Origin of the sequence: Paenibacillus ihuae, from assembly GCF_001368795.1 — a bacterium.
In the GTDB taxonomy this organism is placed as follows: Bacteria; Bacillota; Bacilli; order Paenibacillales; family Paenibacillaceae; genus Paenibacillus_AQ; species Paenibacillus_AQ ihuae.
In genome coordinates, this window is record NZ_LN831198.1 from 3957823 (window position 1) to 3969962 (window position 12140).

Below are 12140 nucleotides of genomic sequence, written 5' to 3' on the forward strand. Positions count from 1 at the left end.
GGATAGAATAATGGCTCTTACATACCTTCTTTCGCACGATAATCAGTTAAAAGAGTTGTTTTCCACCATACCTAATCTAAAAATCTTATTCTCCTGCTCAGATGGCAGTGAGGCTTTCCCAACCAAGCCATCAATTGTTGTTCAGCGTGAAAATCGCGCAACTTCAATTATCGGACATGCATATGATTACATGTTGCGAGCTTACGTCCAGCGAATTAATAATTTGCATCAAGAACAACAAGGCAATTCCCTTGCTGCTTCAGTAGCTGTCCATATCATAGGACAAGACTCTATACATGAAGCCTTCAGTGAGATTGTGAGCCGAAGAAATGCGTATATTACAGGTCAATCTACGCTTACGGAAGAAGTTATTAATGACTCTGTTATACTCGGACAATTAGAGCAGTTCTATCGGTCAGGGAGTGGCGATCCAGCTAATTTACTTCGAACTAATAGCGAAGATGTGTATGATCTTATTGCCCTAGTGCAAGCAACAGCACGGTTCTCGGAGAGCTTTCAAGACAAAGATGGGATACTTTGTAACCCACGGTTTGGAGAGGCTGTAACAGCCCTTGTAGATGGTGCAGACGGCGACTTGATTGTGGGGGATACATTGATTGATATTAAGACAGAATCTCAATTTCGCTGGAAGATAGGGCAAAGTCGACAACTCATTGCATACTGGATACTTTCTTGTCTCTCTCCTAACTTCCCTTCTCAAATCAAGCGATTGGCCGTCTGGAATCCCCGCTACTGCAAGCTAGTGTCTATTGATATCTTTGACATCTGCAAGACTATGGATATGATACGCTTTGTCGACGACTTCCTCGGCATCATCACTTCTGAGCAATTTAAATTATATACTCCACTCTCAAATGCATTACGAAAGCAGTATATTGATGAAGTGATGGAGATTTGGTCAACTAAAGATAATCCGATAAGGCTTTATTATTAGGGGGAGACGCAGATCACGCCTCCCCAATGCAGATATAGTATCAAGTGATAAAAGAATACTCCTTCAATGGTTTCAATGTCTTAGTTCCAATCACTGAGGCAATTCCCAAGCGGTCTAGAGTCTTCTCGTAGCTATAACGGGCTGTTCGGGAAAACTCCTTCCACTTTCCCTCTCGTTTGGCATGAAGGTAGAACATGATATTTCTTGCCTTCACCTTACCAATAGATGCCTCTAACAATCTGAGCGTCTCTGCTTCTGTATTGATTACGGTATCATTCAGACCAAGCATACCCAGATATCGCTCAAGGAGCATGTCTGTTGCATCAGGAGTGAACACATCCCCTAATGTAGGAACTACCTCATTTAGTTGTCTGCTTAATTCAGCCTGACTGCAGACCGTTTCGAAACGAAGCACACCTCTACTCATCTCCGTCTCTTCAACTGATTTCTTTTTACCTACACAGTTGGCATAACGGTTGTAGCCCATCATTTTCCGTGAATGATTTTTAAATTGGATCGTGTTTCCATCTCCAAAAATGTTCTTCTCGTAGGTAGGGATCTGGTGCTCCTTCAAAACTGCCAGGTAGTCCGCGAGATCATCTCCGACACGAAAGTCTCGCTTCACATCTAATCTTCTTATCTGTGCATTGGCCAGCGGGGCAAATAGTTCTACTCGCGTATGTTCATAAAGGAACTGCTCCAGCTTCTCAATGAAGGCAACAGCCTCTACGTCCTGAATCGGAACCATGCTGTTACCATGTAGAAAGTGGCCGCAAGACCCAATCTCTACTGCAAGTTTGCTATTCTCCCGTGTGTACTTAATAGCTACATTGTCTACAACGTGTTTGTAACAGTCGTATCCATTAGTGCCAGTACCATCATGGTGCCAAGTATGCCACTTTCCATGTCTTGCAATGTTCCGTAGTTGCTGTTCAGGTACTACTCCTTTAGTCTGTATATATAATGTATCTATACTAATCATGAGTAACATTTCCCTTCTATTGTTCTACATATGAACAGATTCTCTAGTTATTATCAGTAAATACAGCATTACCTCACCAAATAGTTGTCTACGCATCATACGTGCACAAAGATTAGCCGCTACTACTCGTCATTAATACTCATCCTTCCGAATCAAGCATGAGGAAGCGTATAGTTCACCTCTGCTTGGACGTAGGGTATCATATCATAAACTAAAAGTAAACTTTATTTTTACTTTATTTTTCTTTGTATTATGGTATCCTATATCCATAATCTAGGGGGTGCCAAAATGAATGATAACGCTGGAAGATTAGTGGAAGGCGATGAATTAGAGATATTCAAAGCTTTTTCTCTCTCTGAGCGCCTTAAGTGGATCAGGGAAGAACTTAATAAAATATATGTAGGCGAGTATTCAGTTAAAAAGGTCGCTTCTAATAGTAGATCTATTAGCCATATGGGCTTGTATAATTTAGAAAGCAATAAAGATGGAGCACCACGACCTTCAACGCTTCAAGCACTGTCCGAGTTTTATCAAGTGCCTCTCTCGGTCTTCAGTGCTTACAATCCAGAAGCTTTTTTCCTTGGTAAGCAAGTTGATTCAGACCAGTACAAATATTCTGATTTAAGATCTCCGCATTACGAGGTCGAAATCAATTTTATTATGAGAAGTATAAATGGCGTACGAACTGTTAAGGAGAATATACTGTTAAATGTGCGGCAATTAGACGGGGAAGAATTACTTTCAAGGATTAAACAAGAAGCCGAATTTATCCAACGGCGCCTCAGCAGACAACGCCAACTGGATGATGCATACGACCTTCTTAAGAAACAAGGTGGCACAGATGATTGATCTGACTTCAGGGATAAACCTCACCTCTAAGCAAATAGAACAGACAGTAACCAGTATAGCGCCGCATTTCATAGACACCAAAGATAAACTTGTAGAGACTGCTTATGGCTTTCCCAATATGATGAACACCCTTTGGGGCTATATCTGTACATTCCGCCTTTTTCCTACGCAGGATCAATTCATGGAGTTTTACTTGGAATGTCATAGACAGTCACTTCTGAGTCTATCTGAGGTAGCCGTAAAAGCTAGGGTGCTACGAGCCTACCCTTCGCTTGTACGGGAGATTCACTTCTATTCTTTGTCACAGGAATCCAACAAATTCTCGTCGGTGAACTACTCAACTGTAAAGGATGTTGAGAATGGCATTGATCTTATGGTTGATTTCGGTGGTAGAATCTATAATATCTCCTGTTATGTGGAGACTCGGCGTTCCTTAATGTATCGAAGCAAAAAGCGGAACTATCGTCATGGAATAGTGAGAAATTCCATTGAGCTTCCTCTTGATCTGAGCACGGGCAAAAATATCAATCAGTGGGTTTTCTTCGCTCCCTCTCATGTGGATATTCTTCAGGAGAAGATATTCAATTATGCCTGGCTACATTATAAGCAGCATCCTCTGGATGCATTATGCAGTTGATTTACGCGGTACTTATTCAAATTCTAAATAACACATTAAGTGTTCTACCTTTTTCATTTACGCATTGTCAGCCCGTTGTTTCCACATAGGCGGTGGGCTACAATCACATCAAGAGGTGAGAGTAAATGTTAAAGGAAGAGTTACTTAAACAGATTGAGTCAGAAGGACTTAAAGTGAGCAAGTCAATGTTTGAACGCTATTATCAGCATGGTTTAATTGTAAGCAAGAGAGAAGGGTATGGTCGCAGAGGAGTACGAGCGAAATACCATGAACGAACAATGGATGCCATTCGTCTTATTGAAGAGTTAAAGCAAGACACCCTAATCCAGAGTCAGAAAGACTATATATTCATTTTGTTCTGGAGAGGTTACCCCATTCAATGGGACAAACTTAAAGCAAGACTTATCGAATATCATTGCAGCATCATGAATGCTTTTAACACGATTACACAAGAATCTGCCAATTCCGAGTTTTCGGACTTCATTCACGAAGTGGCCGAGGAAGAGGCCCTTAAAGCCCCTAAGCCTTCAGGAAGGCCGTCAAATCATTCTCTCGATGCTAAGAAAAAAGCTGCTAAAGATACCGCTAGGAGGTACCTGATAGTAATTGAACTGATTTCGGGAATCATAACAAAAGGTTCTATATCAATGAAGGTATTCCAGTCATTCAGTGGAGATATTAATTTAACCACACATGGTATGCAGCAAGAGGCTCTCCTGGAACACGTAAATCAATGGCTTCACCTTAATACCTGGAAATCCGCAGTCGGACAGTCTGAAGAACAGGATTATACAGAGTCATTCAAACTCATATCCACAATCAAGGATTACTTTGGTGACATAGAGTCATCTTTCGGCGACATATATAAGATCCCACTTTTGGGTCCTTTCATTGTATCAATTGAGGGGAAATTTAAAATAAAGCTCATCTCGGATCAAATTGATTTGTACAGATCGGCGCTTTTATTTTTGATTGCAGGTAATTTCCGAAAGCCGCTTCAAGAATTCTTGTCCTTGCCAGAAACCCGCCATGGCTGGAGAACATTGATTTCAGAATGGCCTTCTACCGTGGCAGCTCGTGCCAATGGAAAGGAGGTGCAGGTCAATGGGTAAAATTGAAATTGCATTGGGTGGAGGTATTGGCTTCTCCGCTCCTGCATGGTTTATATTGTTAATCCTTAACTCTGCGATAATGGGAATTGACCGCCTTATCAAGAAAGTAAAGAATTAGTATTCATAAAGAATAGAGCACCTGCCTCACTTCTTGAGACGGTGCTCTTTATCATGTCTATTTTATTTTGCCCATCCTTTTCTTTGAAGGAAGTAATCTTTTAATCGGGGATGCTAGAGCATGCTGATTCTTCAAATCATTGTTTGTCAGAGCCACATATCGCTTGGTCATAGTAAGATCAACATGTCCTAGCATACGCTGCAAGGCCAATGCATTGCCACCTTGCCGCAGGAATAGAAGAGCGAATGAATGCCGCAGGTCATACGGCACGATATGAGTTCCAAGCTTCTTACAATACGATTCGATTCTGTCACCCCATGAATGCCGATTAAGCGGATTACCTTCATATGTGCAGAATACTGGAACTGAATCATCCCATTCTACTGGACGAACAGCAAGCAGTTCAGAGATAACCTTTGCTGTCTCAGGTGAATAGTGGAGTGTCCGTGAGGCCTTCGTTTTGGCTGTCTCCTGCCTAACTTCAACTTCTAGCGCTTCTATATTAAAATCAGACTCACGCAGCGCAAATGCCTCTTTAGGGCGAATCCCAGTGTCCAGGAAGAAGATCATTAGTGTATGATCGCGCAGTCCCGTGTATGTGCTGGTATCTGGCATCATCAGAAGTTTACGGATTACATTCTCATCAAGATTGACGATTCTGCCTTCGGCTTTTCGCTTCTTGAAGTTCAGCAGCGGATTATCCTCAATCATTCCTTTATCAATGCACCAGTTAAAGAATGTACTTAGATATACTAGACGATTATTATACGTAGCAGGCTTGATGCCATCTTCGCCAAGGTAATCATAAACGCCTCTTTCCAGAGCTTCAGCAGCTTGAGGATCGTATGCTTCGGGATACCTTCTAAAAAAACGGTTTACGTGCTCTCTGTAATCCTTCATAGTCTGTTCAGAAATCCCCTGCGCCTTCTTCCATAGCAGGAACTGCTCTAATGCCGCCTCATACGTTGAGGGCACCGCTTTCTTTACCTTTGTCATTCTTCCAGCCATAACAAAAAACCTCCTTCGCCTTCACCTGAGATTTAGCCCCAAGCGCTGCAAAGGAGGATTCATGTTCCTGTAATCCTGTGGTGTTGAAACGACCTTTTCAGGTACACAGGATTACGAGATTTAAAGCGATTTTGCGGATGTCGGCTTCAGGAGCAAACCCCTGAAAACCTTGTAGTGCCGAGGACGGGGGTCGAACCCGTACGGTACTCACGTACCGCAGGATTTTAAGTCCTGTGCGTCTGCCTGTTCCGCCACCCCGGCATAATATGTGCGTTGTAACGCGACAAGAAATATAATATCACGTATCCTGCAAACACGCAATCTAAATTCTGATGTTTTTTTATTTATAGCAAAAGCCCGTTCCGGTTTAGCGGGACGGGCTTTGCTCTGTAAGGCTTAGGATGAGCTAGCGGCGATCACGTTCACCGCTTCTGCTGCGCATGCCGGCCAGCCCCAGGAGACCGACCAAACCGAGCCAGCCCCAGTTCGTGTCGTTGTCGTTGTCTGTGGCATTAGTGGTTGCTGTGGCACGGTATCTGCCGGTCTGCGTTGTGTTGTTCAGCGGAGAGACCCTATTATTATCGCCCGGAGTGACCGCGTCCCTTACCATGTTCTCGCCTTTACGCATGGTTCCTGTGGTCTGATTCATCATGGTATTGCCCTGATTCATCAGATGGGTGCCAGTACCGTTCATCTCACGTACTCCTTGTGTTCTTGTGCCGGTTGTTCCGGTATCGGGAACCGCTGTGCCCATTCCTCCGCCAGTACCAGCTGCATTGGCTGCATAACCGGATCCCAGCAGGCTAATGGATAACACGGTACCGCATGCCAGGCTTGTGATCAGCTTCTTCAAGATGTATGCCCCCTTTGAGGATAGTGTGGTATCTCGCTGATAATTTCCCCACATCGAGCATCATCTATGCAAGCAATCCTTATTCTCCGACGAGGTTTACTGTCCTGTTCACCGGATCATAAGATACTTTGGCTCCAAGCGCCTCAGCCACCGCCCGTACTGGCGCGAAGGTTGTTCCGTCCTCCAGAAAACCGCTGGTAATCTTGACTCCATTTAATGTAACGGTGATGGCCGGGTCTGTCTCGCTGCCGGTTCCATTAATCAGGGCTAAGGCATCCTTCACCTGCTGTACCGTCGGCTGTTTATCGGCCCGGAGCTGCTCAGTGGTAAGCCCGAAGGTCATCTCCAGATGAGAATAGTCTTTAAAAGAAGACCAGTCCCCGCCCCATGCGAAGCCGAGCTTCTTCGCCTCCTGCGCCACCTGCTGCCAGTCCGCAAGCCTATCATTGTTCCCGTCGCGGGAGGTATCCCAGGAAATGCTTTTCCCGTCCGGCAGAAGCAGGGCAAAATCAATCGCCAGACCATAGTTATGGTAGCTGCTGCCTCCTCTGGCATTGGTCACAATATTCCCCTTGGTTGTCCGGCCTTGCGCATAAAGCGCATTCTGCTCAGCAATGGTCCGCATCCCCTGGGTAATGACGATCGGAATTCCTTTGGCGTAGCACCTTTGGATTAGCGCACTCGCGCCAGCCATCAGAACGGGATGAAGCTTGCCCAGCCAGCCTGCTGATTTACTCTTCACCTGATCTAAAGTCAGCATGTACTCACCCCCTGGTATAGTAAATGCCCCCTCTTCCCGCTTTGCTTGTACGGTTTCCCCAGGGTCAGCGCATAGATGTCCAATTGAATGAAGATCTGCAAAAAAGGCCACACTACCCGCGAAAGGTGGGATGAGTCTATGGACATTCACAGCGACAGCTACAAGGTAGCCGCACTTAGTGACCAGGAGAATGCGGTAGAGATTATCCGGCAAGCCGAAGCGGCTATTGCCCAATTAACCGGCAACCACGCCGTTACGCTAATTGCTTATGAGAAAACAGGAGCCTCCGCTGCAAAATAAACCTCTAGACTATGTAAACCTCTACGATGTCGTCTACGTTAATCCATTTCCATTCCTCTGCCCACTGCAGCTTAATTTCACGCGAGTGGGTATGAATGGAGGTAACAAATCCGTTCAGCAGCTTGTTCCCGGAGGGATCATATAGAATGACTGTTACCCGAACATGGGTCCGCAGCGACAGCGCCAGCGTACACTCGATTTCCTCCAGCTTCTCCGCATCCAGCAGCAGCTTGCCGCGGCGCAGTGTCTCCAGCTCCTCCCTGCTAATCCGGCTCTTACGCTCAAGCAGGCCGCGATCCTCCAGCTTTTTGCTCATTTCCGCTCTCCTTCCAGTTGGATAAGGTCAGTTGCGCTCTATATAATACGAACGTATGTTTGTATTATATCCGCAGAGCTGCCTATTTATCAAGCAGAAAAAGCTGCCAGCAGGCAGATAACAGCCCTAGCGCCAAGCTTCGGAATGCATGCAAAAGGCGCGCACCCTCAAGCAGTGCAGCGCCTTTATTGGAATACCTGATCACGAGAAAAATCTCTAATTCGCCGTACTGCCTGACTCTGAGCCTGTAACCGTAGAGGTACTGGCATTTGCCCCGCTCTTCTGGGCAGTATCTGCCGACCCGTCTGTCTCCGCCGCAGTTCCGGCAGTTGTTCCCAGCTCAGCCTCAGCAGCGCTGTCCTCCTCAAGCAGCCCTACAGCTACTCTTGCTTCATTCAGCTTGGAGATGCCGTACAGCATCGCTACATCCGCCTGCTGATTCAAAGCGTTGAACTCATCGGCAGTAACCTCCGGGGAAACTGCGCCCTGCGAAGCCTGTTCTTTAATGGAATAGGCGCTTTGGAACGCAATTGCAGCATCCCTAAGCAAGGTCTGGACATTCTTCGGCAGATTCTTGGAGATCTTCACATCCTTGACCTGATCGGCAATATCCGATGCTGTGTCCTGGAATTCATCGACCGCTTTCTCCAGTTCTTTGTCCGTGGCTTGTCCTGTCGAATAAGAAGTCAGTGTTGTATTGAAGCTTTCCAGAGAATATTTGCCCATCTCATCAAATTTCGACATTTCATTGTAAAAGTTTTGTACAGTTTCCTGCACTTCTTCCTCTGAAGCAGGTGCAGAACTATCTTTGCTGCATGCGCTGAGGACAACGACCATTATAAGCAAAACTGTCAGTAAGGTTTTTCTCATTTCTAATCCCTCCACTTAACAGAATAATGGCGGGTTTTGTAAAGTGCAAATGAAATTTTATGTAAAAAAGACTCGAAATCCCCACCCCTCATAAATAAAGCGCATTCATAACAAAGAGACCTCCATAGTGACTGGAAATCCCTGCTATAATAAATATAATCTCATCCTGTAGTAAGAAAGGAAGATATCTATGCCTTATTGCACCAGCTGTGGCGCTGAATATAAGCAAGGCGCCAAATTCTGCGGAGAATGCGGAGCGGGTACGGACACCGCTGCTTCAGCGGCCCCGCGCCGTCCTGCGGGCGGCTCAGCTTCCGGGGGAGGCCCGGAAACCGAGCTCTGGCAGGGCAAACCTGCCGGCCTCTCTGACCGGCTCAAGGGCTTGATTGGTCTCAACACGACCAGATATACGATTACCAGCCAGCGGATTATGGTGAAGACGGGACTCATCGGCAAAGATCTGGAAGAAATCGAGCTGCTGCGGGTCAATGACTTCTCGGTGGATCAGACCCTTCCGGACCGTCTGCTCGGTATCGGGACTCTGACGGTATTCTCCGATGACGCTTCGTCCCCGCAGCTGCTTTTCCGCAAAATCCGCAAAGTGCTTACGGTTAAGGATGTGCTGCGCAAAGCGGTGCGTGACGAAAAAACCGCCAACAATATCAGCTACCGCGAACAGATTTGATTGCCGTTCAGTCAGCAAGAATATAGGCCCCGGCTGGAATAATGACTTTGGGCTGGCTGGGGCTTTCCCACATCAGTACTGCTTTGGCATCGCCCTGGTTTTCGAAGTACTCTACTCTCAGCTCATGCAGCCTGCCGGCGGTCAGATTCACGCTGCCTTTTCGCTCCTGCCCGCTCTGCTTAATCCAGCTGTCAATCACCAAACCTCCGTCAATCCACACCCGGATACCATCATCCGAAGAAGAATAAATGGTATAGCTCTCGCTGAAGTCCGCTTTCAGCCAGCCGCTCCAGCGCACAGAGAAGTTGTCAGAAGCCACCGCCGGATCAGGACTGGACTGTCTCCAGACGAAGTTGACCGCAGGATCTATACGAACCAGTACCGGAGCTCCGCTTAGTGTCATATTGTTGAAGTACTCCCCTTTAACTCCCGCAGCAGTTGTTATTTCCGTTCCCGCAGGCATAAGCCTATATTCATCCCGGGTGATTACAAAACTGTTCTTCATATAAGCCTTAATCACAGCGTCCGAATTCTTCTCATACAGCAGCTTGCCCCAGGTCATCTGGTAGGACCATTTGCTCTGGGATCTCACAAGGACTGCCGGAGAAGGCAGCTCTCCGTTTTCCCCTATGGCGATCAGCTTACCGCGTCCCAGGTCCCACAGTCCGTCATGGTGGCTTGCCTTGAAATCTCCATCGTAAATATCAAGGGCCAGTACGTCTACCCTGCCGGCACCGGGATAGTAGTCCGCAGGCTCGCCCGACCACTGATTCTTGGCATTCGGACTCCATACCCACAGCAGATTGTGCAGCCTGTGAACCTCCGTGTACCGTTCGAACATAAGGTTCCACAGCTCAGAGAAGCGGCTTTTCTGCCCCCACCAGAACCATCCCCCGTTCATCTCGTGATACGGTCTCCATAGGACAGGAACACCTGCATTGCTCAGTTGTTGTAAGGACAGCGCCGTCTTGTCGAGATCTGCCAGCAGCGCGGCATACTGGACAGTACCCGGCGTTATATATCTGGCAAAGTCAGCCTCGCTGAGGCTCATGGAGACATTGGACCAGGCCGGAGCCGTCCCCGGCAGATTCGCATGATAACTCATCGTCACGATTCCCCCGGCCTTATGCCAGCGAACGGCACTCTCCACCACCGACTGCCGCTGGCTGGCAATAACCGCCTCTGTCTGGTTGCTGATCGCCCCCAGCTCATAGCCGTGAAGTCCGGGATAGAATCCCCCTGTATCCTTCAGCTTATTAGTGTACTCATCCGGATTCTCCAGATAATCATGCTGTCCGCTGATGATGCCTTTGCCCTGCAGCGAATACAGCTTCTTCAGCAAGCTCTTCGCCGGGGGCGCAAGAGCCGTGTCGGCAGGTTCCATCACCAAGCTGCGGAAGGACGCCTGCCAGCGGACATCGTTCACCAGCCGCGACGCCGAGTCGAGTAGATCCCGGAGGATGCGTTGATCCATTCTTCCCACCTACCTTTTACACCATTGTATGGGGACAACCGGGACAAGGACGCGGCGAATGTTGAGCATTCGGTAAAATATTCATTTTTTCAATATGTATGATTACCATTGCGGCTATTGCTGTCACTTACTGTCACTTACCTCGCATACCGCAGCGGCAAAAGCTCAAGAATATCCACTTTGGCCAAGTTCCCTTCCTCAAGTACAATCACCTTGCAATCCTTGGCGTAATCCGCGATCAGCTCCCGGCACATCCCGCATGGCGATACCACCTTGATCTCTCTATCCTCATTGTCCGGATCCGGGTGCCTCACGGCAACAATGGTGTCGAACTCCTGGTACCCCTCGGATATCGCTTTACCGATAACCATCGCCTCGGCACATACGCTAACCCGCGACAGATTTGCCTCCAGATGAACAGCTGTAAAAATCTCCCCCGTCTTCGTGCGCAACGCTGCGCTGACATGATGCCGCCCCCACGCATATCGTTTTCTGATAATCTCCTTAGCCGAAGCTATCAGGGTCTGGTCCTCAATCGAAATCTCATCTTCCATGTGCTTGTCCTCCTAAACGTTTTGCAAGCTTATGCCTTATCTAATGCTTCGGGCAAAACTGACTTCGTGTGTGGTAACCTTTTCCTAATTTAGTATACTAAAAGCCGTTTGTTATACGCTATACTGATTAGGCAGAAGCATAAAGACATACGAACCGTTTAGGAGGAGCATGTGAAAAAGCAGAAATTCATCTCCACTCTTATCATCATTGTACTGCTGGTCCTAGTGGCTTACTGGCTTGAGGAAAATAACCCGCCCGTCACGCCACCTTCTACAGATGACTCAGAAATCGTACAGCTGGAGTTCCCGGCAGACCGTTATCCCGAAACCGCCGAGCATATCCAGGAAGCGATTGAGAGCGGTGAATCAGCCGTCTGTACCATCAGCCGGGAAGATGCCGAAGAGAACCGCAAGGAATCCTTGTCCGGCGTGCCGACCAAGAAGGGCTACGACCGTGATGAATGGCCGATGGCGATGTGTGCCGAAGGCGGCAGCGGTGCCGATATTGAATACATAACGCCCAGCGACAACCGCGGGGCCGGAAGCTGGGTTGGCAATCAGCTGGAAGGTTATGCTGACGGAACCCGGGTAGAGTTCATGTTCAAGTAAACAAGAACCGCATACGTATGGATTAGCCCCCTGCCGTCAGTATCGGCAGGGGGGCTTT

At 47.5% G+C, this 12140-nt stretch carries 16 protein-coding genes and 1 tRNA gene; 8 read left to right on the forward strand and 9 right to left on the reverse strand.

The genetic code is table 11. The annotated features are described in order from the left end of the window. The first annotated feature begins 10 nt into the window (after window positions 1-10). A complete protein-coding gene (locus AQR02_RS18275; protein ID WP_054941699.1) occupies window positions 11-955 on the forward strand; it encodes a hypothetical protein in 945 nt (314 codons plus the stop codon). Between the two features lie 40 nt (window positions 956-995). Here AQR02_RS18275 and AQR02_RS18280 read toward each other — a convergent pair whose 3' ends face one another. Further along, a complete protein-coding gene (locus AQR02_RS18280; protein ID WP_054941700.1) occupies window positions 996-1937 on the reverse strand; it encodes a hypothetical protein in 942 nt (313 codons plus the stop codon). Window positions 1938-2225: 288 nt separating this feature from the next. Here AQR02_RS18280 and AQR02_RS18285 point away from each other — a divergent pair, with 288 nt between their 5' ends. The 4 genes from AQR02_RS18285 (at window position 2226) to AQR02_RS35185 (ending at window position 4653) form a co-directional block, all read left to right on the forward strand. Beyond that, window positions 2226-2786: a hypothetical protein gene (locus tag AQR02_RS18285; protein WP_054941701.1), complete on the forward strand. Its 561-nt coding sequence runs from the start codon at window positions 2226-2228 to the stop codon at window positions 2784-2786. Continuing rightward, complete coding sequence (locus AQR02_RS18290; protein WP_209444182.1) at window positions 2770-3423, forward strand: hypothetical protein; 654 nt, start codon at window positions 2770-2772, stop codon at window positions 3421-3423. The genes AQR02_RS18285 and AQR02_RS18290 overlap by 17 nt, the downstream gene beginning before the upstream one ends. A 125-nt stretch (window positions 3424-3548) precedes the next feature. Then, the gene (locus tag AQR02_RS18295) at window positions 3549-4535 is read left to right on the forward strand and encodes a hypothetical protein (RefSeq protein ID WP_054941703.1); all 987 of its coding nucleotides are present in this window, start codon (window positions 3549-3551) and stop codon (window positions 4533-4535) included. After that, window positions 4528-4653 (forward strand): hypothetical protein, encoded by a 126-nt coding sequence (locus tag AQR02_RS35185; RefSeq protein WP_280818635.1) that lies wholly within the window; start codon window positions 4528-4530, stop codon window positions 4651-4653. Before AQR02_RS18295 ends, AQR02_RS35185 begins: the two co-directional genes overlap by 8 nt. Before the next feature lie 57 nt (window positions 4654-4710). Here AQR02_RS35185 and AQR02_RS18300 read toward each other — a convergent pair whose 3' ends face one another. The 4 genes from AQR02_RS18300 to AQR02_RS18315 all read right to left on the reverse strand — a co-directional run bounded on the left by AQR02_RS18300 (window position 4711) and on the right by AQR02_RS18315 (window position 7274). Next, on the reverse strand, window positions 4711-5661 hold the full coding sequence (locus tag AQR02_RS18300; RefSeq protein ID WP_245237539.1) for a tyrosine-type recombinase/integrase: 951 nt from the start codon (window positions 5659-5661) through the stop codon (window positions 4711-4713). A gap of 175 nt (window positions 5662-5836) precedes the next feature. Next, window positions 5837-5922, reverse strand: a tRNA-Leu gene (locus AQR02_RS18305). Window positions 5923-6067: 145 nt separating this feature from the next. After that, window positions 6068-6514: a WGxxGxxG family protein gene (locus AQR02_RS34565; protein WP_054941704.1), complete on the reverse strand. Its 447-nt coding sequence runs from the start codon at window positions 6512-6514 to the stop codon at window positions 6068-6070. Window positions 6515-6593: 79 nt separating this feature from the next. Then, window positions 6594-7274 carry a M15 family metallopeptidase gene (locus AQR02_RS18315; RefSeq protein ID WP_054941705.1) on the reverse strand — a complete coding sequence of 227 codons (681 nt, stop codon included), beginning with the start codon at window positions 7272-7274 and terminating at the stop codon, window positions 6594-6596. 138 nt (window positions 7275-7412) lie between these two features. Here AQR02_RS18315 and AQR02_RS32910 point away from each other — a divergent pair, with 138 nt between their 5' ends. After that, the gene (locus AQR02_RS32910) at window positions 7413-7574 is read left to right on the forward strand and encodes a hypothetical protein (RefSeq protein WP_167347620.1); all 162 of its coding nucleotides are present in this window, start codon (window positions 7413-7415) and stop codon (window positions 7572-7574) included. 4 nt (window positions 7575-7578) lie between these two features. Here AQR02_RS32910 and AQR02_RS18320 read toward each other — a convergent pair whose 3' ends face one another. Together AQR02_RS18320 and AQR02_RS18325 are read right to left on the reverse strand one after the other, a co-directional pair. Continuing rightward, window positions 7579-7890 carry a YolD-like family protein gene (locus AQR02_RS18320; RefSeq protein WP_054941706.1) on the reverse strand — a complete coding sequence of 104 codons (312 nt, stop codon included), beginning with the start codon at window positions 7888-7890 and terminating at the stop codon, window positions 7579-7581. A gap of 216 nt (window positions 7891-8106) precedes the next feature. Continuing rightward, window positions 8107-8760 (reverse strand): hypothetical protein, encoded by a 654-nt coding sequence (locus AQR02_RS18325; RefSeq protein WP_054941707.1) that lies wholly within the window; start codon window positions 8758-8760, stop codon window positions 8107-8109. Window positions 8761-8950: 190 nt separating this feature from the next. On the opposite strand from AQR02_RS18325, the gene AQR02_RS18330 reads away from it, so the two are divergent. Further along, window positions 8951-9445 (forward strand): PH domain-containing protein, encoded by a 495-nt coding sequence (locus AQR02_RS18330; RefSeq protein WP_054941708.1) that lies wholly within the window; start codon window positions 8951-8953, stop codon window positions 9443-9445. A 7-nt stretch (window positions 9446-9452) separates the two neighbouring features. Here AQR02_RS18330 and AQR02_RS18335 read toward each other — a convergent pair whose 3' ends face one another. Then, on the reverse strand, window positions 9453-10919 hold the full coding sequence (locus AQR02_RS18335) for a glycosyl hydrolase (protein ID WP_054941709.1): 1467 nt from the start codon (window positions 10917-10919) through the stop codon (window positions 9453-9455). A gap of 137 nt (window positions 10920-11056) precedes the next feature. After that, a complete protein-coding gene (locus AQR02_RS18340) occupies window positions 11057-11473 on the reverse strand; it encodes a cytidine deaminase (RefSeq protein WP_054941710.1) in 417 nt (138 codons plus the stop codon). Between the two features lie 171 nt (window positions 11474-11644). Between AQR02_RS18340 and AQR02_RS18345 the strand changes: the two genes are divergently transcribed. Beyond that, the gene (locus AQR02_RS18345) at window positions 11645-12082 is read left to right on the forward strand and encodes a NucA/NucB deoxyribonuclease domain-containing protein (protein WP_054941711.1); all 438 of its coding nucleotides are present in this window, start codon (window positions 11645-11647) and stop codon (window positions 12080-12082) included. The last annotated feature ends 58 nt before the right edge of the window (window positions 12083-12140 follow it).